25 protein-coding genes are annotated in these 26,017 nt (G+C 36.8%); 12 read left to right on the forward strand and 13 right to left on the reverse strand.

What is annotated here, in order from left to right:
- Positions 1 to 349: 349 nt before the first annotated feature.
- Entirely contained in the window at positions 350 to 718 is a 369-nt protein-coding gene (locus BC6307_RS22325; protein WP_066416083.1) for a DUF423 domain-containing protein, read from the reverse strand.
- Between the two features lie 75 nt (positions 719 to 793).
- Here BC6307_RS22325 and pxpB point away from each other — a divergent pair, with 75 nt between their 5' ends.
- Genes pxpB through BC6307_RS22340 form a run of 3 tightly spaced genes read left to right on the forward strand, consistent with a single transcriptional unit; the run spans position 794 to position 3,175 of the window.
- Positions 794 to 1,507, forward strand: coding sequence for a 5-oxoprolinase subunit PxpB (gene pxpB, locus BC6307_RS22330; protein ID WP_066416081.1), 714 nt, complete (start codon positions 794 to 796; stop codon positions 1,505 to 1,507).
- Complete coding sequence (locus tag BC6307_RS22335; protein ID WP_066416078.1) at positions 1,494 to 2,264, forward strand: LamB/YcsF family protein; 771 nt, start codon at positions 1,494 to 1,496, stop codon at positions 2,262 to 2,264. Before pxpB ends, BC6307_RS22335 begins: the two co-directional genes overlap by 14 nt.
- Positions 2,261 to 3,175 (forward strand): 5-oxoprolinase subunit C family protein, encoded by a 915-nt coding sequence (locus BC6307_RS22340; RefSeq protein ID WP_066416077.1) that lies wholly within the window; start codon positions 2,261 to 2,263, stop codon positions 3,173 to 3,175. Before BC6307_RS22335 ends, BC6307_RS22340 begins: the two co-directional genes overlap by 4 nt.
- Before the next feature lie 49 nt (positions 3,176 to 3,224).
- On the opposite strand, the gene BC6307_RS22345 is transcribed toward BC6307_RS22340, so the two are convergent.
- The 6 genes from BC6307_RS22345 to BC6307_RS22380 all read right to left on the reverse strand — a co-directional run bounded on the left by BC6307_RS22345 (position 3,225) and on the right by BC6307_RS22380 (position 8,350).
- Positions 3,225 to 3,515 carry a hypothetical protein gene (locus tag BC6307_RS22345; protein WP_066416075.1) on the reverse strand — a complete coding sequence of 97 codons (291 nt, stop codon included), beginning with the start codon at positions 3,513 to 3,515 and terminating at the stop codon, positions 3,225 to 3,227.
- A gap of 89 nt (positions 3,516 to 3,604) precedes the next feature.
- Positions 3,605 to 3,895, reverse strand: a complete 291-nt coding sequence (locus tag BC6307_RS22350; protein ID WP_066416072.1) for a YwdI family protein — start codon at positions 3,893 to 3,895, stop codon at positions 3,605 to 3,607.
- A 16-nt stretch (positions 3,896 to 3,911) separates the two neighbouring features.
- Positions 3,912 to 4,433, reverse strand: coding sequence for a DUF420 domain-containing protein (locus tag BC6307_RS22355; RefSeq protein ID WP_066416070.1), 522 nt, complete (start codon positions 4,431 to 4,433; stop codon positions 3,912 to 3,914).
- Positions 4,434 to 5,061: 628 nt separating this feature from the next.
- Positions 5,062 to 6,750 (reverse strand): methyl-accepting chemotaxis protein, encoded by a 1,689-nt coding sequence (locus tag BC6307_RS22370; protein ID WP_066416066.1) that lies wholly within the window; start codon positions 6,748 to 6,750, stop codon positions 5,062 to 5,064.
- Between the two features lie 120 nt (positions 6,751 to 6,870).
- Complete coding sequence (locus tag BC6307_RS22375; RefSeq protein ID WP_066416064.1) at positions 6,871 to 7,677, reverse strand: ion transporter; 807 nt, start codon at positions 7,675 to 7,677, stop codon at positions 6,871 to 6,873.
- 13 nt (positions 7,678 to 7,690) lie between these two features.
- Positions 7,691 to 8,350, reverse strand: a complete 660-nt coding sequence (locus BC6307_RS22380) for a uracil-DNA glycosylase (protein ID WP_066416063.1) — start codon at positions 8,348 to 8,350, stop codon at positions 7,691 to 7,693.
- Between the two features lie 379 nt (positions 8,351 to 8,729).
- Here BC6307_RS22380 and zwf point away from each other — a divergent pair, with 379 nt between their 5' ends.
- Positions 8,730 to 10,202, forward strand: a complete 1,473-nt coding sequence (gene zwf / locus BC6307_RS22385; protein ID WP_066416087.1) for a glucose-6-phosphate dehydrogenase — start codon at positions 8,730 to 8,732, stop codon at positions 10,200 to 10,202.
- 38 nt (positions 10,203 to 10,240) lie between these two features.
- Here zwf and BC6307_RS22390 read toward each other — a convergent pair whose 3' ends face one another.
- Both BC6307_RS22390 and BC6307_RS22395 read right to left on the reverse strand, forming a co-directional pair.
- Complete coding sequence (locus BC6307_RS22390) at positions 10,241 to 12,403, reverse strand: heavy metal translocating P-type ATPase (protein ID WP_066416060.1); 2,163 nt, start codon at positions 12,401 to 12,403, stop codon at positions 10,241 to 10,243.
- On the reverse strand, positions 12,375 to 12,761 hold the full coding sequence (locus BC6307_RS22395; RefSeq protein WP_066416057.1) for an ArsR/SmtB family transcription factor: 387 nt from the start codon (positions 12,759 to 12,761) through the stop codon (positions 12,375 to 12,377). Before BC6307_RS22395 ends, BC6307_RS22390 begins: the two co-directional genes overlap by 29 nt.
- Before the next feature lie 177 nt (positions 12,762 to 12,938).
- On the opposite strand from BC6307_RS22395, the gene BC6307_RS22400 reads away from it, so the two are divergent.
- Positions 12,939 to 13,862 carry a DMT family transporter gene (locus BC6307_RS22400; RefSeq protein WP_066416085.1) on the forward strand — a complete coding sequence of 308 codons (924 nt, stop codon included), beginning with the start codon at positions 12,939 to 12,941 and terminating at the stop codon, positions 13,860 to 13,862.
- 64 nt (positions 13,863 to 13,926) lie between these two features.
- On the opposite strand, the gene gndA is transcribed toward BC6307_RS22400, so the two are convergent.
- Both gndA and BC6307_RS22410 read right to left on the reverse strand, forming a co-directional pair.
- Positions 13,927 to 15,339, reverse strand: a complete 1,413-nt coding sequence (gndA, locus tag BC6307_RS22405; RefSeq protein ID WP_066416055.1) for an NADP-dependent phosphogluconate dehydrogenase — start codon at positions 15,337 to 15,339, stop codon at positions 13,927 to 13,929.
- A 132-nt stretch (positions 15,340 to 15,471) separates the two neighbouring features.
- A complete protein-coding gene (locus tag BC6307_RS22410) occupies positions 15,472 to 16,140 on the reverse strand; it encodes a DUF1836 domain-containing protein (RefSeq protein WP_066416052.1) in 669 nt (222 codons plus the stop codon).
- 176 nt (positions 16,141 to 16,316) lie between these two features.
- On the opposite strand from BC6307_RS22410, the gene htpX reads away from it, so the two are divergent.
- The 3 genes from htpX (at position 16,317) to BC6307_RS22425 (ending at position 18,140) form a co-directional block, all read left to right on the forward strand.
- The gene (gene htpX / locus BC6307_RS22415) at positions 16,317 to 17,198 is read left to right on the forward strand and encodes a protease HtpX (RefSeq protein ID WP_066416049.1); all 882 of its coding nucleotides are present in this window, start codon (positions 16,317 to 16,319) and stop codon (positions 17,196 to 17,198) included.
- Positions 17,199 to 17,295: 97 nt separating this feature from the next.
- Positions 17,296 to 17,748 carry an SRPBCC family protein gene (locus BC6307_RS22420; protein WP_235858122.1) on the forward strand — a complete coding sequence of 151 codons (453 nt, stop codon included), beginning with the start codon at positions 17,296 to 17,298 and terminating at the stop codon, positions 17,746 to 17,748.
- A gap of 77 nt (positions 17,749 to 17,825) precedes the next feature.
- Positions 17,826 to 18,140: a YrdB family protein gene (locus BC6307_RS22425; protein WP_066416043.1), complete on the forward strand. Its 315-nt coding sequence runs from the start codon at positions 17,826 to 17,828 to the stop codon at positions 18,138 to 18,140.
- A gap of 36 nt (positions 18,141 to 18,176) precedes the next feature.
- On the opposite strand, the gene nfsA is transcribed toward BC6307_RS22425, so the two are convergent.
- Positions 18,177 to 18,926: an oxygen-insensitive NADPH nitroreductase gene (nfsA, locus tag BC6307_RS22430; RefSeq protein WP_066416040.1), complete on the reverse strand. Its 750-nt coding sequence runs from the start codon at positions 18,924 to 18,926 to the stop codon at positions 18,177 to 18,179.
- 171 nt (positions 18,927 to 19,097) lie between these two features.
- On the opposite strand from nfsA, the gene BC6307_RS22435 reads away from it, so the two are divergent.
- A complete protein-coding gene (locus BC6307_RS22435) occupies positions 19,098 to 20,615 on the forward strand; it encodes a BCCT family transporter (RefSeq protein WP_235858120.1) in 1,518 nt (505 codons plus the stop codon).
- A 140-nt stretch (positions 20,616 to 20,755) separates the two neighbouring features.
- Positions 20,756 to 22,081, forward strand: a complete 1,326-nt coding sequence (locus tag BC6307_RS22440) for a short-chain fatty acid transporter (RefSeq protein ID WP_066416029.1) — start codon at positions 20,756 to 20,758, stop codon at positions 22,079 to 22,081.
- A gap of 48 nt (positions 22,082 to 22,129) precedes the next feature.
- On the opposite strand, the gene BC6307_RS22445 is transcribed toward BC6307_RS22440, so the two are convergent.
- Positions 22,130 to 22,990, reverse strand: coding sequence for a Cof-type HAD-IIB family hydrolase (locus BC6307_RS22445; protein WP_066416026.1), 861 nt, complete (start codon positions 22,988 to 22,990; stop codon positions 22,130 to 22,132).
- Between the two features lie 190 nt (positions 22,991 to 23,180).
- On the opposite strand from BC6307_RS22445, the gene BC6307_RS22450 reads away from it, so the two are divergent.
- Both BC6307_RS22450 and BC6307_RS22455 read left to right on the forward strand, forming a co-directional pair.
- On the forward strand, positions 23,181 to 24,209 hold the full coding sequence (locus BC6307_RS22450) for an HD-GYP domain-containing protein (RefSeq protein ID WP_066416024.1): 1,029 nt from the start codon (positions 23,181 to 23,183) through the stop codon (positions 24,207 to 24,209).
- Between the two features lie 143 nt (positions 24,210 to 24,352).
- Positions 24,353 to 25,699: a YjiH family protein gene (locus BC6307_RS22455; RefSeq protein WP_066416023.1), complete on the forward strand. Its 1,347-nt coding sequence runs from the start codon at positions 24,353 to 24,355 to the stop codon at positions 25,697 to 25,699.
- The last annotated feature ends 318 nt before the right edge of the window (positions 25,700 to 26,017 follow it).

Below are 26,017 nucleotides of genomic sequence, written 5' to 3' on the forward strand. Positions count from 1 at the left end.
CAACATCGACTCAACTAACGTTTCGTCGTGTTTCCTTTATCTCCTACCGGACTGCTCCAGTTTGTACGGGCCAGACCGATGCGCCTACGCTTTTCGTGGAGTCGAGCCTCCTCGGCTGCGCCTGTGGGGTCTCGACCTTCCCTCTTCTTCCCGCCGGAGTCAAGTTCTCTCCGCTCCGAGTCACTCACGGTTCTATACTGGATAAGCCTTCACTCTATTTTCATATTTCATGGTGCAAACTTCCCTTTTACATGGCAGTCACCTTTAAACCATAGAGTTATGTAAAAACTGCCCTGTTTCACTTCGCTACTTTTATATGTCTACTCTGTAAGCAATCTAATTTGTGTTGTTATGCTTTAAGTGCTGAGATGATAATTAGTGTCCAGGCAATTAAAAAGGCTACTCCGCCTAGTGGGGTGATTGCTCCTAGAATTTTTATTCCAGAGGTGCTTAGTACGTAAAGGCTCCCTGAGAATAGAATGATTCCAATAAACATTGACCAACCAGCGGCGTTTAGTAACGATGTTTGGCCCCATCTGTCTATTAAAAACGCAATGACGAAAAGTCCTCCAGCGTGAAACATTTGGTAGGTTACACCTGTTTTCCACACTTCTAACATATCGTTTGAAATTTTCCCTTCTAATCCGTGAGCACCGAACGCTCCTAATGCTACTGCTAAAAATGCATTAACTGCTGCAAGTATAATAAATAAACTCATTTTGTACATGCCTCCTTATCTCTATATTATAATAAGAGAAAAGTAAATTTCCTAATGAAATGAGGGTGGAAGAGCATGAAAATCAATTACCAACCGATTGGCGACCAAGCAATTAGAATTGAATTTCCTAAAAGTAGCTCTGCGTATATTCCTTCTATCCTACCATTACTACGTCAAAAAGATATTTACGGAGTAACGGATATTACCCCAGGACTCACTACTATCACTGTTTACTATCAATATCCACAAACTAACTATTATCGTTTAGAGGAAATACTAACAAAGCTATTACAAAATATCGACATTGAAAAAGCTACTGGCCTTTTGCGAAAAGTTATCGTACCGGTTTTATACGATGGACCTGATTTAAAAGAAGTAGCTGATTACCATCAAAAAAAGGTAAGTACGATCATCGAGGAGCATACACAACCTTTCTACCGAGTAGCGATGTTAGGATTTTTACCTGGCTTCCCATATTTAACCGGCCTATCAAACTACTTACATACTCCAAGACGGCAAGACCCCCGTCTACTAGTCGATGCTGGCTCTGTTGGGATTGGTGGAGAGCAAACAGGAATTTATCCGATAAACTCTCCTGGAGGTTGGAACATTATCGGAAAAACCCCACTTCCCCTGTTTCAACCGGAAAGTAAAGAGCCGTTTCTTTTTCAGGAGGGAGACACCGTTCAATTCATTTCTATTACAGAAACAGAATGGAGTTCCTGGGTGAAGAAAGTAAATGAAAATAGGAATTGGCGAAAGGAGATTATTTCGCATGAAAACGATTGATTTAAATTGCGACCTAGGAGAGAGCTTCGGTCCATACAAAATAGGAAATGATGAAAAAATAATACCGTACGTTTCTTCTATTAACATTGCATGTGGATTTCACGCTGGAGATCCAGCTGTGATGGAGCGGACAGTAAGACTTGCAAAAGAAAATGGGGTGAGTATCGGTGCTCATCCCGGTTTTCAAGATTTGTCACACTTCGGACGAAGAAACTTACCTGTTACATCGAAGGAAGCGTACCAACTCGTCTTATATCAACTTGGAGCACTGCATGCATTTTGCCGGGCATACGATGTACCGTTACATCACGTAAAACCACACGGGGCACTTTATAACGTTGCTGCGGAAAATAAAAAAATTGCCGGGGCAATTGCCGATGCTATTAAACATTTTGATGATTCGTTAATATTGTATGGTTTAAGTGGAAGTTTATTAATTCAAGCTGGAAAAGAAGCAGGATTACAAACAGCATCTGAAGTATTTGCCGACCGCACGTACGTTGCGAGCGGGGCATTATCTCCAAGATCATTGGACGGGGCAGTTATTCATGATAGCGAAAAAGTGTTAAGTCAAGTACGTCAGATGATTAGTCACGGAAAGGTTACAACTTTAGAAGGAAAAGAAATTAGTATTAAAGCTGATACGATTTGCTTACACGGTGATAATAAAGATGCATTACTGCTAGGAAAACAGATCTATTCCATGCTAAAAGAAGAAGGGTTTTCTGTACAGTCTGTAGCGAGGTGGAAACAATGACTTATCCCCTCTTTATCGTAAAGAAAAAAGGGCTACTCACTAGCTTTCAAGATAGTGGACGACTTGGCTATCAGGCAAAAGGTGTAGTAGTTTCCGGTGTGATGGATTCATATTCTTTTGAACAGGCTAATAGGCTCGTCGGCAATGATCGAAACGAGGCATGTATGGAAATGGGGTTAATAGGACCAACATTACAATTGCTTGCAGACGAAGCAATGATAGCTGTATGTGGAGCAAATATAAACCCTAGACTTAATGGCGTTGCCTTCCCAATGTGGAAATCGATAAAGGTGCAAAAAGGAGATGTTCTTTCTTTTCCAGGCACAAGTGAAGGTATTTACGCTTATTTAGCCGTTCGTGGTGGTTTTTCTGTTGTGGAAGTGCTCGGTAGTAAATCTTACTACAATAAGGCTAACATCGGTACAGCCATTCATGATGGAGATACGCTGTACGGACAGAAGCTTTCTACTTATAGGAACAGGTTTCTTTCCCAAAAAATGATTCCGTCTTTTCCGAAAGAACAAACTGTACGGGTAATTCCCGGTCCACATGAAAAACACTTTACAAACGATAGCCTTCAACGTTTCTTTTCTACTACGTATACAGTTAAACAAACGGATCGAATGGGAGCACGATTAGATGGGCAACCACTCGAAGTAGTTGGAAGTGGAGATATTTCATCTGATGCTATACCATTTGGTGGTATTCAAGTTCCTCGTAATGGGCTACCACTCGTACTTCTTGCTGATCGGCAAACGACTGGTGGATATCCTCGTATCGGGACTATCATAAAAGCTGACATTCGAAAACTTGCCCAGCTTCCTCCAGGCGGGAAAATTCGTTTTCAGCGAACTACATTAGAAGAAGCATACAAGCTTAACTCCTGCTCTTTAAATACAACTACTGAATAAAATAAAACGCCCTATGGTTCATGGCTACTATGGACCGAGGGCGTTTTGTTTATCTAGTATGAAGATATATTTTTAACGCTTGTTTAAGCTCATCATCTCTATAATTGGATTCAATATTGTAATGATCACCGTCTAAATGTGCTACAAAGTTTTTGTAACCGTGAGAATGGAGAAAATCGTTCACACTTGTAATATCTTCAGACGATGTTAATAATGGCTTTTGTCCAACATAATCACCATTCACATATACTTCATAGCGATCATGTGAAATCTTTGTAAAATTCTCGTTTTGATTAAATAACCCTAAACCAACAAACGTTGTATTGCCAGTTCCTTGCAAAGTAAACACCTCCCATGCTTGTTGGGTGTTTATATTGTTGCACTACTCATAAAAAATATGATGGTAACATGCGGTAGTTTAGGAAGAGATTAAAAATCAAATATCGAGTCACCATTCGCATCTGATTCTGCCATTGGTTTTGTTTGAATCGTTTGAGGTGGTTGCCCAACTACATTGGTAGCAAATGTTGGTGCCTTAGGTGTAGTTGTTGCAAAAGGTTGACGTTCTACTTCACTTTTTCTTTCATCAGCTAAAGCCAGCTCACATAGTGATTTAATCGCAGCAAGTCTCTCTCGCTGTTCACTTATTTTTGTTGTTTGTTTTGCTCGATTTACTTCGAGCTCTACTTGTTCCAATACTTTCGTTAATGAAATAGTCATGCTTCTTACTCCTTATTTAATAATATGGCGAAATCATTAAGTAAACGAGAACACCAGTTAAACTAACATATAACCATATCGGCATTGTCCATCTCGAAATTTTACGGTGTTTTTCTTTTTGCATCGTAATTCCGTATGCAAAGGAAAACAGTGCGAGAGGGACGATGATAGCTGCAAGTACTATATGTGTAAGAAGGATAAAGAAATAAATAGATCGGATTATTCCTTCTCCACCAAAAGGTGTTGATTCTGTTAAGGCATGGTACGTTACGTACGTTACTAAAAATAATGCTGTAGTCGTAAATGCTGCGTAAATGAAACGACGATGAATCGTAATATTTTTATTCTTTATCGCAACGAGTGCACCAATTAAAAATAGAAAGGTAAAGCTATTGAAAATTGCGTTCATCATTGGTAATACGGTTAAGTCTCTGTTAGCAAATTGTTCTTGTTCGGGTAAGAAAAATAAAATGACGACTAGTGCGTTTATTGCGATGGAAAGGCCGATAACCCATGGCCATATTTTTTTCTTTTGCATAGTTGATCTCCTTTATTAAAAGATGCTCTTAGATAGGGTGGTCGGTGCCAAAAAGAGCTAACACCCCGATTGGTTCAACTAACAATCAGTGTACCATTGATTGAAGTTTCACTTTATCCATTTTTTCTTTTATCTGTATAGTTCATACATGGACTACCTGATGATCGGAATACTGTAAGTGAGGGCATTGTGCTCGTTTTGAAACCGAATGCGCGGCAGCCTTTTGGGTATTTCCTATCCCAAGTGACGTAATAATGTTTACAGTGTAAGCAGTTTATTCTTTTTTCATTTGTCATCGTTCGACAAACCTCCCCTTTGCCTATTGTAGCACGATTTGTAGGGAAGTTCTTTTGGAAAGTGCTTCGGATTATTACTATTTAGTTACTGGTGGCTCATAAATTGATTCCCGTGGCACAAAACGCAGAGCGATTGGCTCATAAATGGATTCCCATGGCACAATTCGCGGAGCAGTTGGCTCAAAAACTAATCTCGGTGGCACAAAAAATGGGGCTCTATTTTTCAATGGATCTTTGTAAAAGGCAAATATCCAAACCACTCCAAAACAAATACAAAAAAGTGGAGAAATCTACGCGCTTCCCCACTTCCTTTAAATTTAACTAGCCCAACTTTATTTAATACTTCTCATATTTTGTTCTAGTTGGTTTGATGTTTCTTGTAATAGATCTGATGTTTTCTTTATTTGATAAGATATGTTTACTTGTTTGTCTGTCGTTGCAACTACTTGTTCCATTTGTTTTGTTGCATCTGCAGATGAAGTGACAAGGTCATTAACCGAATGAACGATGTCGGTCACTCCTAAACTAATTTCCTCCATCGCAACGGTAATATGTGATCCTTGTTCCAGTAGGTTACCACTGCTTACTGCAATTTGATTAAAAATAGAGGACGATCGTTTATTCTGTTCATTAGTATGCTGTAATTGCCCTTTGAATTGTAGAAACTCCGTTGATATTTCTTTAGCGTTCCCTTCTACAGTGCCGATAATTTGTTTAATTTCATTTGCAAATTCATCTGTTTGTTTCGATAGTTTACGGATTTCCGTTGCAACAACAGCAAAACCTTTCCCCGCTTCACCTGCTCTTGCTGCCTCAATCGATGCATTTAATGCTAACAAGTTGGTTTGATTCGTAATCTCATTAATATTAGCTAAAAACGTTTGGGCCGCTTCAATACTATCTGTAATGAGTTCGAACTGTTGTACTAATTTTTCTGTATCATCCGTAAATTTCTGCATTTGTTGTGCAACTTCATTTAATGCTCCCGAACCTTTTTCGGACATCGTGTTCATTTCTTTTAGGTTGTTTTTCATTTCATCGACGATGCTATAAATTTCTTCTGTACTAGCAGAAGCTTCCTCTGTAACGGCAGAAATAGCCGACGTTCCTTCATATTGAGCAGCTACTTTTTCCGTTGCCCCCGTTGATTGGTCTTTAATTGTTGATGATAGTCCGATATTACGTTCGGACGCGTCTATTAAATCGACCATTACTTGCTGTAGCTTTTCATTTGCTTGCTTACTTCCTGTTAATAGTAAATCTATTTTCTGGCCCATTTCTGTTAATGAAATTTCCACTTGTCCAAATTCGTCTCCTCTTTTATCCTTGGACAACAATTCCAGCTCAAAATTACCTTCCTGATACGCTTTTACTCTCTTCATTAATTGATTTATCCCTTTCGTTAAGGAACGGCCAAACGATAAAAGCGCTATCATTGGTAATAACACGATAACAACCATAACCGCAAAAATTAATGAGTTACTCGTTTGAAGCGTTTGTACAAGCATAGTTCGCTCTAGTTCATTATTAGTTTGAAGGAAATTCATTATTTCCGTATTGGCTCTTTCTAATTGCGTTCTTGCGCTTGCTAATTGTTCAGAAACAGGTACACGGTAACGGTCGATGTTCGCTCCATTATTCACATCACGAATGAGTGAAAATTGGTCATCTATCGTTTTTATTGATAAGGAAAAATATTGTTGCCAATGTGCTAGCTCCTCGTATTGAAGAAAATAATTTTCAAATTCTTGAAAGTATTGCTCGCTTGCCTGGATGTTTCCTTCTACTGTTTCAATATGTTTAATGGAGTACCCTGTACTCAGAAGGTGATACATATTCGACAACGTTGTTTGATAGGATTGATACAACTGAAAATACGATTCATTTAATAGTGCTGTTTCATCCATTTTTGTTGTACTTGTTTCGACTCTTGTATTCGCAACCCAAATGATGCTTGATGCAAGCACTCCAATAATTCCAAGAGTTATTGCTAGTAAAAATAGCTTCTTTTTAATGCTCATCCGTTGAACCCCCTCCATAGTGAAACCGTTTGCACAAACTTGTTTATTTATCTATCTTTTATATCGACCATTAAAACCTTTTCTTTACATAAAAAAGAGGAAAAGATAAAATTCTTCTCCTCACTTTTTCACATCTTTTTGTAATAACAATTGTTTCAATTCTGCAATTTCATTCGAGAGTTTATCTAGCTCTTTTCTCGTTAACTCTACTTTATCCTCTTTCCTCTCTTCTTCTCTCGTTTCCTGTATGTTGTTTAAAAGTTCCCCTACTACTAAGTTCAATACGATAAACGTTCCGATAAGAATAAACGAAATGAAATAAATCCAAGAAAGAGGGCTCGCTTCAAATATTGGCCGGAAAATACCACTCGCCCACGACTCTAGCGTAATAACTTGAAATAGTGTGATAAACGCTAAATGCAAGGACCCAAAATATTCAGGTGAAATTTCTCGGTAAAATAGGACACCTAATACAGCAAAAATATAAAATAGTAACCCTAGTAGGATCATAATCGTACCGAGTGATGGGATTGTCTTTAAAAATGCTGTAACTAATCGCTGCAAGGATGGAATAACCGTAATCGCTCTTAATACTCGGAATACACGTAAAATACGGATTGCGGATAAGAAGTACGTGCCACTAAATAATAAAACTCCTGCGACTATAATAAAATCAAAAACGTTCCAGCTACTTTTAAAGAAATGAAATAATTTCTTTTCTGATAGCATTCTCATCGCAATTTCTATCGTAAAGAACCAAAGGAAGAAAACTTCGAAAAGTTGAAAAATAGATTCGTTTTCACTATATAAAACAGGGTACGTTTCTAATCCAATCATTATCGCGTTTAAAAGAATAACAGTGATAACAATATTCGTAAAATATTTATGTTCCACAATCTTTCTTACGTTGTTTTTTAATTGTTTCAACCTTCCACCACCTCTATATCTCCCACTGAATTTTCGTTATATTTTTTGATTGTAAAAAAGCATTTGTTTTAGAAAATGGCTTGCTGCCAAAAAAACCTCTTCTCGCTGACAGAGGGCTCGGATGAACACTTTTCAAAATATAATGATGTTCATTTGTAATAAGCGTTTCTTTTTGTTGCGCCTGTTTTCCCCATAAAATAAAGACAATTGGCTTTTTCCGCTCATTTAACCTTTTAATAATTTGGTCGGTTAGCGTTTCCCACCCTTTTCCTTTATGGGAATTGGCTTCTCCTTCTCGAACCGTTAAAACCGTATTAAGCAATAAAACTCCTTGCTTTGCCCACGGAAGTAAATAACCATGTTTAGGATATGGAACAGATAAATCTTCTTCTAATTCTTTGAACATATTTCGTAACGATGGAGGTATCGGTGAACCTGGCAGAACAGAAAAACTTAAGCCATGCGCTTGTCCTTGACCGTGATAAGGGTCTTGTCCAAAAATAACGACCTTTACCTCTTCATAAGGAGTCGCTTCGAGGCTAGTAAAAATTTGTTCTTTAGCTGGATAAACCGTATACTTTTTATATTCATTATCAATAAATTTCATTAGTTGTGTATAATAAGGTTTGCTCTCTTCTTCACGCAACAGCTTATTCCAAACAGGACAATTCATGTTTCTCTCCTAATATAAAAAAATTCCCTTATTACTTTACCATATATTTTGTATTTTTGGTGAAAATAAAGCTTAAGGGCTACTAATATAGCTTGGTATTAATTCACTGACAATTGTTATTAATTCTGCTACTATTATATAAATAGCTTTTTAAACGAATTTTCGACATATACAGACATTTTATTATGCACTTTTAAAAGTATTGTAATATAATTCTTTTAAAAGCTGAACGACTAAGACCTTCCCATATCATCTTTTTACATATTGTTATATTATAATATGGTATTTCTCGTGTTAGTAGGAGATATTAGGAGAAGTTACGTTTACACCATAAAAGTGATTTTATTTTTTACATAAAAGAGAGGTTCTTACTGTGAGTATGATAGAAAACCCTAAATCGATTATTGTTATTTTTGGAGCAACTGGAGATCTTGCAAAAAGAAAACTATTTCCTTCTATTTACCGACTGTATAAAAACGGTAGTATTTCGAAAAATTTTGCGGTTATTGGCGTTGCACGTTCACCTTTAAGTAATGAAGATTTCCGTGCAAATGTAACAAAATCAGTACAAAGCGCTGGCTCTACTAATGAGGTAGAGGAGTTCAGTTCACACTTTTATTACCAACCGTTCGATGTAACAAGCAGTTCCTCCTATCAAGCTTTAAAACAATTAATGGGGACTCTTGATGGTGATTATAACACGGACGGCAATCGTATCTTTTACTTAGCGATGGCTCCTGAGTTTTTCGGTACAATTGCATCTAACCTTAAAGCTGAAGGTTTAACGGAAACATCAGGTTGGAAACGATTAGTGATTGAAAAGCCGTTTGGACGTGATTTACCTTCTGCGCAAAAACTAAATAGTGAATTACGAGAGGCTTTTGACGAATCAGAAATATACCGAATTGATCATTACTTAGGTAAAGAGATGGTGCAAAACATTGAAGTTATCCGTTTCTCGAATGCGATATTCGAACCGTTATGGAATAACCGATACATATCTAACATTCAAATTACATCTAGTGAAACGTTAGGTGTAGAAGACCGCGGAAGATATTACGAAAGCTCCGGTGCCCTTCGCGATATGGTGCAAAACCATATGCTACAAATGGTTGCGCTTCTGGCGATGGAGCCACCCATTAAGTTAAATCCGCGTGAAATTCGTAGTGAAAAAGTAAAAGTGTTACGGGCATTACGTCCGTTCTCACAAGATGAAGTGGATGATTATTTCGTTCGCGGTCAATATAGCGCTGGATTGATGGACGAAAAAGAAGTGAAAGGTTATCGCGAAGAAAAATCGGTAGATCCTGATTCTAATACCGAAACATTCGTAGCTGGAAAACTTCTTATTGATAATTTCCGTTGGGCTGGAGTACCTTTTTATATTCGTACTGGTAAACGAATGGCGGCAAAATCAACGAAAATTATCGTTCAGTTTAAAGATATACCGATGAACCTATATTATAATCGTGGTGAAAAAGTAGAACCTAACCTTCTCGTTATCCATATACAGCCGGAGGAAGGAATTACGTTGCACCTTAATGTTAAAAAATCAGGTAAAGACATTTCCACTACACCAATTAAGCTTGCTTATAGTAGTTCTAGTATTGATGGAATTAACACTCCTGAGGCGTATGAGCGTTTAATTTACGATTGCATGCGAGGAGATATGACGAACTTTACTCATTGGGACGAAGTTGCTTTATCATGGAGCTTTATAGACCAAATTTCACAAGCGTGGGAAAGTACAAAAGCATATGACTTCCCTAACTATGAGTCTGGCTCAATGGGGCCTAAAAAAGCGGATGAGCTTCTTCAAAATGAAGGTACTCATTGGTGGCCAGTTCAATAATTAAAAAAAGACCGTTACAACGGTCTTTTTTCTTTTATCTATTCCTTTACTCTCATCAGTCGCATACTATTTAAGGCCACTAAAATGGTTGCCCCCATATCTGAAAGAATCGCAATCCATAATGTTAACCAACCAGGAATGACTAGTAACAACGCAATAAATTTTATTGAAATCGCAAATGCAATGTTCATCTTTATAATATTTAATGCTTTTCGGCTTAATTTAACTGTAAATGGAAGCTTTCTTAAATCGTCCGCCATTAACGCTACGTCAGCTGTTTCTAATGCCGTATCAGTACCTGCTCCGCCCATCGCTATTCCGACAGTAGAAGCGGCTAGTGCAGGAGCGTCGTTAATACCGTCCCCAATCATTGCAACGTTTCCATATTCTGCTCTTAACTGTTTAATATAATCTAACTTATCTTGCGGCAATAGCTCCGCTTTAATATCGGTAACGCCAACATGATTCCCAATTGCATTTGCTGTTCCTTTATTGTCACCGGTAAGCATAATTGTTTTTCTAATGCCAAGTCCGTGCAGCTTTTGGATCACTTCTTGACTTGATTCTCTCACTTCATCTGCAACAGCTATGACAGCTAATATTGTTTTTTCCGTCCCAACTACCATTACTGTTTTTCCTTGACCTTGGAGATTTAGTACCGCTTCTTCTATTTCAGAAGTAAAAAGAGACGAAGAAAGGTTACGAAAGAGCGTTGGACTTCCGATATAGTAAGAGACGCCATCTATCGTTCCTTTAAGGCCTTTTCCTGTTATGGATGTAAAATCGCTCACATGAACATCATGAAAAGGAATATTCTCCTCATTAGCCTTCTTAATGATGGCTGACGCTAGAGGATGTTGGGAACGGTACTCTAGAGCCGTTATGTTTGCTAGCAAGTCACGCTCGTTCATTACATTATTAAATACGGTAAAGTCTGTTACAACTGGGATCCCTTTCGTTAGTGTCCCTGTTTTATCAAATGCTACCGCATTTAACGCACCGATTTGTTCTAAATAAATTCCACCTTTTATGAGCACTCCATTTTTGGCAGCATTTCCAATAGCTGATACTATTGAAATAGGAGTAGAAATAACTAACGCACACGGACAACCTACCACTAGAACCGCTAAGCCTTGATAAACCCATGCTTCCCAACTACCGTTAAAAAATATTGGTGGGACAATTGCAACTAATGCCGCCACAACCATAATTGCTGGTGTGTAATATTTAGCAAATTTATCGATAAAAGCTTGTGCAGGGGCACGTTCACCCTGCGCTTCTTCAACAAGGTGGATAATTTTCGAAATAGTAGTATCTTCTACTAATTTCGTTATTTTCACCTCTAATAGTCCTTCTTCGTTTAACGTTCCTGCAAAAACTTCATCATCAACTGTCTTTTCCATCGGAACGGATTCGCCTGTTATCGCTGCTTGATTCACGGCTGAGTAACCTTGGACAACTACACCGTCCATTGCAATCTTTTGCCCTGGCTTCACGATCATAATGTCACCAACTTTTATATCGGCAACAGAAACAACTATCTCATGTCCATTACGACGAATTAGTGCTTCTTTAGGGGCGATATCCATTAATGACCGAATCGATTGACGTGCACGGTCCATTGAGAAACGTTCAAGTGCCTCACTTAAAGCAAAAAGAATGACTACAACCGCAACTTCTCCCCACTCACCAATAATCGCCCCACCTATAACAGCTACCGTCATAAGTGTTCTCATATCAAACTCTAGTCGTAATAAATTTTGAAATCCGACTTTAAAGAGAGGTAGCCCTCCGATTACCATTGATGCTAAAAATAAAAGTATCGTTACAACATTTTCTTCCCCGTTTACAAAGAATGATACGTAACCAAGTACTAAAAGTAACGTTGCGTGTAGTAACGTACTATGCTTTTTTAAGAAAGGTATTTTCTCAACAGTATTTTCTTCTTTATTTGATTGTTGCTGTATTTTAGACTTTTCAGGTTCTAATTTTAAATTCTCAAATGCACCTGCTTTTTCGAGTTCTTCAATAGACGCTTCTCCGTATACGGAAATTTTAGATGCTCCAAAATTCACCTTTGCATCTTCTACGCCCGGAAGTTCCTTTACATTTCGCTCAAATTTACCAGCACAATTTGCACAAGTAAAACCATTTACTCGGTATACCGTTTTCTCATTGTTTAACCTTGCTGGCTCGCTCATTTTCGGCAACCTCCTTTTGATGAGCAAAAGCAACTTCAATTAACTGCCGCACATGATCATCATCTAACGAATAATAAACTAATTTTCCCTTTTTTTCGTATTTTGCTAACCCTAAATTTTTTAGCAATCTTAAGTGATGAGATGTTGTCGCTATTGTAGCACCGACAATATTGGCTACATCGCATACACAAAGTTCGTCCTCTATTGATAATGCATAAGCTATTTTAATACGTGTATCATCCGATAAAGCTTTAAAAATTTTCGCTACTTCTGTTGGGCTTTGTTCTACTAATTTTTGTTGAACGTTCTTTACTTTATTTTCATCTACACACGTAATTTCGCATACATCTTTTGTCATATTTATTCCCCACCCCTACATTCAAAGATTCATTTGATTGTTATATTATATAGTTTACTTATCTAATTTGATATAGTCAAACGTTTATTTGAATGTTTTTATTTACAGGAAAAATAGGGAGGTTAGTCGTATATATTACTTATACTATTACTGCTCTTGGAAGGGAGTGTTCATCGTTTGAATAAATATCTCGTTTTCTTATTTTTGCTATTAGCAAACCTTTTTTGGGCTGGTAATTATGTATTTGGAGAATATGTAGTGGCGGAAGTACATCCTCTTCAAATTACGTTTACAAGATGGTTTTTGGCACTTATTCTATTGCTTCCACTTGCTCATTATATAGAGCGACCTAATTGGTCGACGGTTTGGAAAGAATGGAAAGTACTTTTATTAATGGCCATTCTCGGTATTATCGGTTACAACTTTTTACTTTATGCTGCCCTTCAGTTTACATCACCAATGAACGCTTCACTTGTAAATGCGATAAACCCTGCTGTCATTGTGCTGTTTTCGACTGTTCTTTTAAAAGAGAGAATTTCTAAAATAAATGGATTAGGTCTTATCGTTTCATTGTTTGGTGTTGTTCTTATTTTGACTGAAGGGAATTTAAGTCAATTGTTACATCTAAACTTTAATTTAGGCGATCTTATTATGCTACTAGCAATAATCAGCTGGACTTTATATTCCATTATGAATAAAAAGTTAAAAAGAATTCCTCCTATAACTGGAACAACAGTATCTGTCATGATTGCTTTAGTTCTTTTATTACCTTTTATGTTCATGCATGGCTATACAGTTCCAGAAAAGAACCTTACACTAGCCGGTTTAATTTATATGGGGATTTTCCCATCGGTCGGTTCCTTTATTTTTTGGAACATAGCTCTCCGTCATATTGATGCAAGTCGAGCTGGAGTTTTTATGAACTTAATCGTTGTGTTTACAGCGATTATAAGTTTACTATTAGGTAAAACAATTACCCTCATCCAATTAGTTGGTGGTTTCCTTATTTTCACTGGGGTTTATTTAACTAGTTTAGCTCGGAAAGGTAAAAAGGAACGTACAGCTTTATTAAATGAAAAAAAGCACTCTATCGCTAAATAGAGTGCTTTTCTTATTGTTTAGCTACGGCGGCTAGGTGCTGTGCAAAGCGCCTACGCATTTCTTCTTACTTTGTCATCCATTCTGTATGGAAGACTCCTTCTTTGTCTATACGTTGGTATGTGTGGGCACCGAAGTAATCGCGTTGTGCTTGTATTAAGTTAGCTGGTAGTACCGCTGTACGGTAGCTATCGAAGTAAGAAAGCGCACCAGAGAGTGCTGGGATTGGTACACCATTTTGTACAGCAACAGCGATAACTTCACGAAGAGCGCCTTGATACCCTTCTACGATCTCTTTAAAATATGGATCTAATAAAAGGTTTGGTAAATTCGCTTCACGGTCATACGCTTCTTTAATTTTTTGTAAGAACTGCGCACGAATGATACAACCACCGCGGAATATCATAGCAATCTCACCGTATTGTAAGTTCCAATCGTACTCTTCAGATGCTGCTCTTAATTGTGCAAATCCTTGTGCATACGAGCAAATTTTACTCATATAAAGTGCTTTACGAACAGCTTCGATTAACTGCTTTTTATCACCGTTATATCCTTGTACTTCAGGGCCACTTAATACAGCGCTAGCTTTTACACGTTCTTCTTTCATCGCGGAGATAAAGCGTGCAAATACTGATTCTGTAATAATCGGTAGTGGTACACCTAAATCTAAAGCATCTTTACTTGTCCATTTTCCTGTCCCTTTTTGACCAGCAGTATCTAGGATTAGGTCTACTAACGGTTTTCCTGTTTCTTCATCCACTTTAGTGAAAATATCTGCTGTAATTTCAATTAAGTAACTATCTAGTTCACCTTTATTCCACTCTGCAAACACTTCATGAAGCTCTTGCGCTGTTAAACCTAGTACATTTTTCAAGATGAAATATGCTTCTGCAATTAACTGCATGTCTCCATACTCAATACCGTTATGTACCATTTTCACATAGTGACCAGCACCGTTTGGACCGATATACGTACAGCAAGGGTCTCCATCTACTTTTGCCGAAATGTCTTTTAAAACGGATTCCATTAGTTCATACGCTTCTTTTTGACCACCAGGCATAATAGAAGGTCCTTTTAGTGCTCCTTCTTCTCCACCTGATACACCTGTACCTATGAAATGGATTCCAAGTTCCGCAAGTTCTTTATTACGACGAATAGTATCAGTAAATAGTGTATTTCCACCATCCACTAAAATATCACCTTTATCTAAATGCGGTTTTAATGATTCGATTGTAGCATCAGTCGCTGCGCCCGCTTTTACCATTAAAAGAATTTTACGTGGTGTTTCTAAAGATTGAACAAATTCTTCTATACTATATGTACCTACAACGTTTCTACCTTCTGTTTCTTGTAGAAATTCATCAACCTTCTCAGATGAACGGTTAAAAACAGAAATGGAATAACCTCTACTTTCGATGTTCATTGCTAAGTTTTTCCCCATTACTGCTAAACCAATTACACCGATTTGCTGTTTTGCCATATGAAAACTTCCCTTCTAATTTTTACACTGTTATCGATTGGATAAAAGTATATTTTACGTTTATGTTTCCTTTATTCGAATTGAAAATACCATAAGAGTACTTATATTATCAAGCTTTCTCTACTTAACTATTTAGTTAAGCGCATTCATTCCATTAATATACTTTAAAGCTGTCCCCCGTAAATAGGACGCTCTAGTAGAAAGAAGGGCCGTTTTAAACGCTACCGCTATATGTTCTTTCTGTTCATCACCAACGCGTAATGTCATAACGTATTCTTCAACCTCTTTCGAAACAACAGTTTCTGTTAATACCTTTTCTTTCACCATTAATTTTTCATACATTTGTGCGTATTGTAGAAAAAAGTCTGCCGGGCTTAAATGATCGTCCGAACGGTCCATCGGATTGTTAAACACTAGTGCGAGTACGTGACGAATTAAATCGAAATCTAGAATAGTCTTTAAATCTTTCACAATATATAATAAGGCAGCTTGCTGGATGGAATACTTTTTCCCTACATGAGGAACTCCAATAAATTGTTTTATTTCTCGCTTCACCCAATTTTTCAATGAAGTCTGTTTATAAAAGGAACATTCTAGCATGTTTCCAAGCTCTACTATTTCAGACATGGATAACCCTAACTCTTTATTTTTATCTGCAATTTGCTGTAATACTTTACGTAATACTACTGGAAGTTCTTCCACCTTTTTGTGTTGCAAGAGTAGCTCAACCCGTTCTTTTTCACCATGTAGTAAATATTGTAATAGTAGTGCAAGTTCATAACGACTCCAATCGTTATTCATAGCCAACACCCCGTTCAATCTTTTCGTTATTTTCAGAGAAAATCTCTATTCGTCATGAATAGACAATGGTTTTCATTGAAAAATGTGTGACAACCATCTATAATAATAACAAATAAATAGAAAAACAGGTTCATTTGAACTTATATTTTTTTCATGTAGGAGGAGAAATTAACAGAATGGGTAAACGTATAGGACTTTTTCTTTTAACGAACATTCTCGTTTTAGTAACAATTGGTATCGTATTAACTATTTTACCAATTGGTAGTTACATTGGCCAAGATGGTCAGCTTGTATTAGGGCCACTTTTAGCTTTAAGTGCTGTCATTGGTTTTACTGGAGCCTTCATTTCTTTATTAATGTCCCGCTGGATGGCGAAAAAAATGATGAACGTGCAAGTTTTAGATCCAAATGGATCACTTTCGCCACGTGAACAAAAAATTGTTGATATGGTTCATCGTATGAGCCGTTCTGCTGGAATTACACGCATGCCCGAGGTTGGTATTTATCATTCACCTGAAGTAAACGCATTTGCTACTGGGCCATCTAAAAACCGTTCTCTCGTAGCTGTATCTACTGGTTTATTAGAAGAGATGGACGAAGATGCAATCGAAGGAGTAATTGCACATGAGGTTGCTCATATTGCGAATGGCGACATGGTAACGATGACGCTATTACAAGGTATCGTCAACACATTCGTTGTGTTCTTAGCTCGTATTGCAGCTTGGGCTGTTTCACGTGTAGTACGTGAAGACTTAGCTCCTATTGTACACTTTATTGCTATTTTAGTATTCCAAATTCTTTTCTCTATCCTTGGAAGCATTGTTGTAATGGCATACTCTCGTTATCGTGAGTTCCATGCTGATAACGGTGGAGCAGACTTAGCTGGTAAAGATAAAATGGTTCATGCATTACGTTCGTTACAACAATATACAAATCGTATTACAGAAGAGCAAGATACAGCTGTTGCTACGCTAAAAATTAGCGGAAAGAAAAAAAGCTCACTCTTCTCTACACACCCAGACTTAAACGAGCGTATTCGTAGATTAGAGGCTAAATAATTTACAAAACTTTAAAGGAGTAGCTACTAGCTACTCCTTTTCTTCATTGTCTAATTAATGATATAGTTAAAGAAAATGTTGACCGAATGGGGGACGGATGATGGCCGATTTGCACGATACAGTAATGATTGAAAAACCACTAGAAGAAGTATTCTCCTATGCCGCTAATCTACAAAACTCTATCCACATTATGAGCAATGTAACACATATCGAAAAAGTAACAGAAGGACCAGTGCAACCTGGTACGAAGTTTAAAGAAACACGTGAAATAAGAGGGCGTAAAGCTTCTGCGATAATTGAAATAGTAGAATATGAACCACCTAATACATACTCCGTGAAGAGTGAATCAAACGGTTTAAAAGTAGTGTATCGTTATTTTTTTGAAAATACGGCTGAAGGTACAAAGGTAACATACACTGGGGATATTTATACGACTGGTATTATGATGAAACTATCTAAGCCCATCATTAAAAAGATTTTACAAAAAGAAGATGGTGACCACTTAAAACAGCTAAAGAAAGTTATCGAAGCGAAAGAAACAATCTTATAAAATATAACTAATCAGGTTAAAGCATACTATTCAAGTTATTTTAGTATGCTTTTTTATGTAAAGGAGAGTTGATTACGTTGGCATTTATCGTAATGGCTATTCGATTCAGTTGGGAAATTATAGCTCTCATCATTTATAGTCTTTGGGGATATGAAAAGGCAAAATGGTTGGGAGCTATTCTCATCCCTTTGCTTGTCGCAACTATTTGGGCTTTATTCGGTTCACCAGCGGCAACCTTCAAATTAGTTGGCATCTATAAAATAGGATTAGAGCTTTCTATTTTCTTTATTGCAGCTTATTTATTATTCAAACTGCAGCACTTGTCATTGGCTGTTGCTTATGGGACTGTTGCTCTCTTTATTTCAATACTTATTATTTGGCTAAAAATATAAAAGAAAAATGCTAGGGGTTAATCCCTAGCATTTTGATTACTTTTTCGCAAAGCCTTTCTCTTCCACAAAAGCTTTCATATCTCTTCGTTTCGGATTTTTTAACATCCCAGCCATTTGAGAGGTCCACGTATCATTCCGCTTTCCACCAGTACGTTCCTCGTAATAAGCTGATATCACTTCATTGTATTGATCTAATTGTTTTAGTTGTTCCTCTTTGTTGCTGTTATATTCATTTTCATGATAAACATGTTCTAACAGTAATCTCGGCTTCACATCAGGGTTTTGTGCTGGATACCCAACAGCTAAACCGAATAACGGAATAACGTGATGAGGAAGATTTAATAGTTCACTCACTTCCTTCATCTTGTTCCGAATTCCTCCAATATAACAAATGCCAAGTCCTAGTGATTCCGCTGCCACTGCTGCATTTTGAGCTGCTAACGTTGCATCTATAACAGAAACCATAAATGTTTCCATACTTTCAAGTGAATCTGTTAAATTTTCTCTTTCCATTACACTAATAGTTTCATGACGATGCAAATCTGCACAAAAAACAAAAAAGTGACCATTTGCTTCTACATATGTTTGATTGCCAGCGAAAGTCGCTAGTTGTTGTTTTTTTTCAACATCTGAAACACCGATGATGGAATACGCCTGGATAAAACTTGATGTTGAGGCACTTTGTGCGCATTTTACAATCGTATGTATTTGTTCTTTCGTTAATAATTGGTCCGTAAACTTACGTATTGACCGATGATTTAATAATGTTTCTATCGTTGTGTTCATCACTGTCACTCCAAATGCTTTTCTTTTTATGTTATCAAATATTTAATAATATCCAAAGGGATATGTTTAAAGCTCATTGGGAAATATAGGTTATATTGTTTAATTAGTAGGAGACTCGGGAATATCATAGTTGGTTGTATTTCCAACCAACTAATTGAGGGGGAAATTATATTGTTTAAACAGTTTGGAATAGTGTTTTGGGTTTCTTCTATTACCGTTTTTCTTTTAGTACTAATAGGAGCAATAGCCCCTAATGCTTTCGCTAACGTAGCCGGAGCTATTTTCGACTTTACTACATACGCATTTGGTTGGTTTTATTTATTAGCGGTACTATTTTTTGTGCTTTTTTGTATCGCCCTAGCGTTTACAAAATACGGTAAGGTACGACTAGGCTCTGATGATAGTAGGCCAGAATATTCTTTTTTTACTTGGATCGGTATGTTGTTTAGTGCAGGATTTGGCGTAGGACTTGTTTTTTGGGGTGTTGCAGAACCGATGAGTCATTTTTTCACCCCACCACGAGTGACTGTTGATCCATTAACAGATGTTGCAGCAAGAACAGCTATGCAATATTCGTTTTTTCATTGGGGAGTTAGTCAATGGTCTGTTTTTACAATAGTTGGTCTCGCGATTGGTTATTTTCAATTTCGGAAAAAAGAAGATGGGCTCATTTCTACTACGTTAAATCCGATTATAGGGTCAAGTAATCGCCAATATATTCGAAAGCCGATTGATATTTTAGCAGTAATCGCTACTGTAATGGGTGTTGCGACTTCCTTAGGTCTAGGAATTTTGCAGATTAATGGTGGCTTGAATATTGTTTTTGGAATTCCAAATAACGGAATAGTACAGTTAATTATTGTTTTTGTTCTTTTACTACTTTATTTAAGCTCCACCACAACCGGATTAAATCGAGGGATAAAATACTTAAGTAATTTAAATTTGACGTTGGCCATCGTTTTAACCCTCTTTGTATTTATTTTTGGCCCGACCGTTTTTATCTTAAATACATTTACACTTGGGCTTGGAGATTATATATCAAACTTTTTAAATACGAGCCTCCGTCTTACTCCTTATCAAGGAGGAACGTGGGTACGAGATTGGACGATATTTTATTGGGCATGGGCTATCGCGTGGTCTCCATTTGTCGGTGCTTTCATAGCTCGTGTTTCGAGAGGAAGAACGATACGTGAATTTGTTTTAGGGGTACTAGTTGTCCCTCCTCTCATTGCTCTGTTTTGGGTTGCCGTGTTTGGCGGAACAGCATTACATTTTGATTTATTTAAAGGAACGGACATTGCTACTGCCGTAAATAATGATATTACTTCTGCATTATTTACTACGTACGCACAACTTCCGTTTACCTTTGTCCTATCACTCGTTTCGATCTTGCTAATTTTAACTTTCTTAATTACTTCCGCAGATTCTGCCACTTTCATCCTAGGAACGATGACATCTAATGGTAGTCTACACCCACCGTTATTTTTACGTATCATTTGGGGAACGCTGATGGCTTCGATTGCTGCTGTTTTACTATTCTCAAGTGGACTAGAAGGACTCCAAACCGCTTCATTAGTGTCCGCATTGCCATTTACTGTCATCTTAATCGCAATTTGCTATTCTCTTTTCAGAGCATTAAAAAAGGAAGTCTTCGTGAAGAAGCCGAAGGAAAAGCCTTTAAAGAAATAGTCGCCCTATACTCCTTTATCTTAGGAGTAAGGGCTTTTTTTATAGGACAAAATAATCATTTCTCGAAAAAGAAGGAATATACTGAATAATGTAGAAGTTAACATACGGATGAGGGGAAATTGAAACAAGGGGGAAAAAAGATGAAAGCTATTATTGGATTTTTTAATCGATTAATGCAACGTTATTTACCAGATCCGTTTTTATTTGTTATTATTCTTACTTTTGTCGTTTTTGCTTTAGGTCTTATTTTTACAAATAGTGGTCCGGCAGAAATGGTACAACATTGGGGAAATGGATTTTGGGGGTTATTATCCTTCTCAATGCAAATGGTACTTGTACTAGTAACTGGTTATGTTTTAGCTAGTAGTCCGGTATTCAAAAAACTGTTAGGCGCTTTAGCCTCTACTGCAAAAACACCTGGCGCTGCAATTGTTATCGTTACAATTGTTTCTATTATTGCAAGCTGGGTAAACTGGGGATTCGGACTCGTTATTGGAGCACTATTTGCTAAAGAGTTAGCGAAACGAGTTACAAATGTAGATTATCGTCTTTTAATTGCAAGCGCTTACAGTGGTTTCCTTGTGTGGCACGGTGGTTTTTCAGGATCGATTCCACTTACCATTGCTACGGACGGACACTTTTCGGCAGATTTAATTGGTGTTATTCCGACGAGTGAAACGATTTTTGCACCTTCTAACTTAATTTTATTAGCGGTTTTATTTGTTACGTTACCTTTATTAAATCGTTTTATGATGCCATCTAAAGATCAGACAGTTACTGTTGACCCTAATCTATTAGAAGATTCTTCTACATTACAAGCTGCTACCATTGAAAAAAGCGCAATGACACCAGCAGAGCGTTTAGAAAATAGTTGGATTGTTTCTCTCGTTATTTCTATAATGGGGCTTGGCTTTCTCGTATATTATTTCGGTCAAAATGGCTTCCGATTAAATTTAGATATCGTTAACTTTCTATTCTTAACGTTAGGAATCCTTTTCCACTGGACACCAAAGAGCTTTTTACAGTCTGTTGCTAATGCCGTTAAAGGTGCTGGCGGAATCATTATACAATTCCCTTTTTATGCAGGAATTATGGGAATGATGACAGCTTCTGGACTCGCAGCAGTTATGTCTGAAGCATTTGTTAATATCTCTAATGAGCACACATTCCATTTCTTCGCATTTTTAAGTGCAGGTATCGTTAACTTCTTCGTTCCATCTGGAGGAGGCCAATGGGCAGTTCAGGCTCCAGTTATGTTAGAAGCAGCACAAACATTAGATGTATCTATTGCAAAAACTGCATTAGCCGTTTCATGGGGAGATGCATGGACGAACATGATTCAGCCGTTCTGGGCTTTACCTGCATTGGCTATTGCCGGATTAAAGGCAAAAGATATAATGGGCTTCTGTGTGATTGTACTATTTGTTAGTGGTGCGATTATCTCACTAGCTTTCTTATTACTATAAAGACATTAATAATAAAAAAGGATGAACAAACTGTTCATCCTTTTTTATTTATTCACTTATTGCATTTAGTATCGCTTTTGCTACTCCACTATTAATGTTTGTATCTGTTACTGACTTTGCAGCATTTTTTACCTCGTCAGGGGCATTTCCCATTGCAACAGAGTGACCAGCACGCTCTAGCATGGAAATGTCGTTAAAATTATCTCCTATCGCCATCGCATCTGCCATTGATATGTTTCTTTCTGCAGTAAATGAAGTTAAAGCAATGCCCTTTTGCGCCTCCACACTCGTAATTTCAATATTTTCTTTACCTGAAGCACTAACAGCAATCTTTTCCATACTTTTCAATTCGTTACGTGCATTTTCTAAATTGTTACTATCTAATGAAAATGCTAGTAATTTATAGACAATCGTATCATCACTTTCTAGTAATCCCTCGTAAGAATCAATAATTTGAATATTTCCTTCTGTAAAACGTTCTTTTGCTGCCTCGACAACTTCTTCATATGCCTGTGTTCTATTTGCAGACGCAAAAATATCAATAATTGTTGCTAATGCTTTATCATAATCGTTTGAGTATGTACCTGCTTGTGTATACATTTCAAAATAAATATCATGCTTGTTTAATACCGTTACAACTTTTTTTACTTCCTCATTATGTAACGGAGTATAATATTGTACCTCTCCAGCGACAGAACGTACTTCAGCACCGTTTACACAAATGATAGGTGTCTCTATTCCAGCTTCTTTTAATACTGGACTAGCCTCTTTGTAAGAACGACCAGTTGCAATAACTACCTCGATTCCTTTTTGCTGAGCAAGTTTAATAGCATCAGCATTTTGTTTACTCACAACATGGTTTTGGTTTAATAACGTTCCATCCATATCGATTGCAATACATTTAATCATTTATTCCACCTGCGTTTCTTATTGGTTTAGCTACATTAAACTTATTAAATTTAGCTCTGTTACTATCGTATGAAAGTTTTATTAAAAAATCAAACTCTCTCCTTTATATGCTTTTTTTCTAATTTTCTGTATTCATACTAAATTATTTCCCTTATAATAAAAATAACTAAAATAACGTGAGGAATAGATAATGAAGATTACTAACTACTATTTAGGGAAAGTATTAAACGATGATATATATTCCATTACGGGTAGCTTACTCCTAAAAAAAGGTACTAAACTCACGATGAGGCATATTGAAAAATTAAATAGGCATGAGTATTTTTTCCATCCATCTCTTCTAGTTGATTCCATAAGCAAAGAAAACAACGAACATTATATAGCAGTAAATAGTCTATATAAAAGTAGCGTTACTTCGTTTCGGGCAGTTTTTCAGCAACTGGAGTTAAAAAATCCTCCACCTATTGAACAAATGAATGAAGTTATTACCCCGCTAATTAATAGGTTAATAGAAGAGCCTCTATTTGTTCACTACATAAAACAAGTGAAAAGCTACGATAATTATACGTTTATGCACAGCATGAATGTAGGAATATACGCCTCTATTATTGGGAAAATTCAAGGTCTCACGAAAGAAGAGATCAAAACGTTAGGCAATATGGGACTATATCATGATGTTGGTAAACTATTAATTGATAAAAGTATTTTACAAAAGCCTGGACAACTAACTGAACGAGAATGGAAGGAGATTCAAAAGCATACGTTATATGGATATGAATTATTAAAGCAAATTCCTAAAATGGATCCAATCGTGTTACAAGGTGCATTGCTGCATCATGAACGTTTAGATGGGAGTGGATATCCGACAAAGTTACGTCATGAAAAAATACCTTACCTTGTTCAAATCTTATCGGTTGCGGACGTGTATGACGCTCTATCATCTAACCGAAGCTACCGAGAAAAACAAAACGTTTTTAGAACAGCGAAAATATTAATTCAAGAAGCTAACTTAAATAGGTTAAATCCTGGTATTGTTAAGCCCTTCATCCAATTTTTATTATCTAACCACATTAGAGATGAAGTATTGCTGAATAATGGGAAACATGGAGAAATTATATTTATTCATCATGATGAACCACATTTACCTGTTATAAAAGTAGATGATCATTTTATAGATTTGCGCAAAGAATCGCAATTAGAAATATTAGATTTTGCATAATGTATTTGCATATTTTTCAAAAGGCAAATACTAACACAAATATGAAAGCGGTTACTTTTAAAAAAATACTTGCATTATTTCATAAATGCATTAAAATTACACTTATTGTATATTTAATCATTTAATCTTTAGGAGGCATTTTTATGCAAAAGGCTCATTCTACAAGTGATATATTAAAGTTTGCTATTCCTTCACTTATCGGAATTTTATTATTTATATTCCCTATTCCAATCGACGGTGGGTTTACTATCCCAGTTGCATTACTGGCTAATACGTTAGAAGGTTGGTTACACGCGGTAATACCAGCAATTATGACAATATTAATTACATTTATAGGGATTGCTACTGTTGTTTTTAAACTAGTAAAACCTGCGAGTATTAAAGAAGGTACTTTCTTTTATTCCTTATTAAACGTATCTATCTTTTGGACAGTTGTACGTGTAGTCGGAATGATTTTAGTTATTATGACTTTTTTCCAAATTGGACCTGAAGCTGTTTGGTCTGACTATACTGGTGGTCTATTATTATACGATTTATTAGCATTATTATTTACTGTATTTTTATTTGCTGGGCTGTTTTTACCACTACTATTAAACTTCGGTTTACTTGAGTTATTCGGTGCCCTATTAACAAAGATAATGCGTCCTGTCTTTAAATTACCTGGGCGTTCTTCTATCGACTCTTTAGCATCTTGGCTTGGTGACGGTACAATTGGGGTACTGTTAACAAGTAAGCAGTATGAGCAAGGATATTATACGAAAAGAGAAGCTGCAGTTATTGGTACTACTTTCTCCGTCGTATCGATTACATTTAGTTTAGTCGTAATCGAGGAAATCGGACTTGGCCATATGTTTTTACCGTTTTACTTTACAGTTCTTTTAGCGGGGATTGTTGCAGCGATTATTATGCCACGTATCCCACCACTTTCTCGTATTGCTGACACACATTATGAGAAAGCTGAGCCACAAAACAATGACTTAGTACCAGAGGGCGAGTCTCGTTTAAAATGGGGCTTTAATCAAGCTGTTGATCGTGCCAAGAAAAACGAAGGTATCGGTAAGTTTTTCCAAGATGGAGGAAAGAACGTACTAGATATGTGGTTAGGAGTAGCTCCAGTCGTTATGGCTTTCGGTACTATTGCTTTAATTATTGCAGAAAATACACCTGTATTCACATATTTAGGAATGCCGTTTATCCCTATTTTAGAGCTATTGCAAATTCCGTATGCGGCAGAGGCAGCAGAAACAATGATTGTTGGATTTGCTGATATGTTTTTACCTGCTATTTTAGGTAGTGGCATTGAGAGCGAATTAACTCGTTTCGTCATTGCTTGTGTGTCTGTCACTCAATTAATCTACTTATCGGAAGTAGGAGGAGTTATTTTAGGCTCCAAAATCCCTGTTTCATTCGGTAAATTGTTCGTTATCTTTATTTTACGTACGTTAATTACGTTACCTATTATTGCATTAGTAGCACATATGATTTTTTAATGATTGTAAAGAGCATCCTAAATTGGGTGCTCTTTTTTTAATTGCTACCTTGAAAATAAATTTATTTTGTAAATTTAGTCCGTTACCCTTCGCTACGGGAGGGTTTCGTGGGGAGTTCTATATGCTTGATACTGCTCTGAACGGTAAATTGACCTCTCTACGAGTTTTTGACGCACTTGATAAGTTTATTGACGCACCTCTCACGCTTTATAACCTATGGCAAATAGATGCTAAGTGATAATAAAGTTAGCTCATCCTCCTTCTCTTTACGCCTGATTGATCCAATATACTTGTTCTAAACGTATTACTCCATTAATA

The organism is Sutcliffiella cohnii, assembly GCF_002250055.1.
Lineage (GTDB): Bacteria > Bacillota > Bacilli > Bacillales > Bacillaceae_I > Sutcliffiella > Sutcliffiella cohnii.

Coding starts and splice junctions, on each gene's coding strand:
- BC6307_RS22325 (WP_066416083.1), bottom strand. CDS start 718: ATGAGTTTATTTATTATACTTGCAGCAGTTAATGCATTTTTAGCAGTA.
- pxpB (WP_066416081.1), top strand. CDS start 794: ATGAAAATCAATTACCAACCGATTGGCGACCAAGCAATTAGAATTGAA.
- BC6307_RS22335 (WP_066416078.1), top strand. CDS start 1,494: ATGAAAACGATTGATTTAAATTGCGACCTAGGAGAGAGCTTCGGTCCA.
- BC6307_RS22340 (WP_066416077.1), top strand. CDS start 2,261: ATGACTTATCCCCTCTTTATCGTAAAGAAAAAAGGGCTACTCACTAGC.
- BC6307_RS22350 (WP_066416072.1), bottom strand. CDS start 3,895: ATGACTATTTCATTAACGAAAGTATTGGAACAAGTAGAGCTCGAAGTA.
- BC6307_RS22355 (WP_066416070.1), bottom strand. CDS start 4,433: ATGCAAAAGAAAAAAATATGGCCATGGGTTATCGGCCTTTCCATCGCA.
- BC6307_RS22370 (WP_066416066.1), bottom strand. CDS start 6,750: ATGAGCATTAAAAAGAAGCTATTTTTACTAGCAATAACTCTTGGAATT.
- BC6307_RS22380 (WP_066416063.1), bottom strand. CDS start 8,350: ATGAATTGTCCTGTTTGGAATAAGCTGTTGCGTGAAGAAGAGAGCAAA.
- zwf (WP_066416087.1), top strand. CDS start 8,730: ATGATAGAAAACCCTAAATCGATTATTGTTATTTTTGGAGCAACTGGA.
- BC6307_RS22390 (WP_066416060.1), bottom strand. CDS start 12,403: ATGAGCGAGCCAGCAAGGTTAAACAATGAGAAAACGGTATACCGAGTA.
- BC6307_RS22395 (WP_066416057.1), bottom strand. CDS start 12,761: ATGACAAAAGATGTATGCGAAATTACGTGTGTAGATGAAAATAAAGTA.
- gndA (WP_066416055.1), bottom strand. CDS start 15,339: ATGGCAAAACAGCAAATCGGTGTAATTGGTTTAGCAGTAATGGGGAAA.
- BC6307_RS22410 (WP_066416052.1), bottom strand. CDS start 16,140: ATGAATAACGATTGGAGTCGTTATGAACTTGCACTACTATTACAATAT.
- htpX (WP_066416049.1), top strand. CDS start 16,317: ATGGGTAAACGTATAGGACTTTTTCTTTTAACGAACATTCTCGTTTTA.
- BC6307_RS22420 (WP_235858122.1), top strand. CDS start 17,296: ATGATGGCCGATTTGCACGATACAGTAATGATTGAAAAACCACTAGAA.
- nfsA (WP_066416040.1), bottom strand. CDS start 18,926: ATGAACACAACGATAGAAACATTATTAAATCATCGGTCAATACGTAAG.
- BC6307_RS22440 (WP_066416029.1), top strand. CDS start 20,756: ATGAAAGCTATTATTGGATTTTTTAATCGATTAATGCAACGTTATTTA.
- BC6307_RS22445 (WP_066416026.1), bottom strand. CDS start 22,990: ATGATTAAATGTATTGCAATCGATATGGATGGAACGTTATTAAACCAA.
- BC6307_RS22450 (WP_066416024.1), top strand. CDS start 23,181: ATGAAGATTACTAACTACTATTTAGGGAAAGTATTAAACGATGATATA.
- BC6307_RS22455 (WP_066416023.1), top strand. CDS start 24,353: ATGCAAAAGGCTCATTCTACAAGTGATATATTAAAGTTTGCTATTCCT.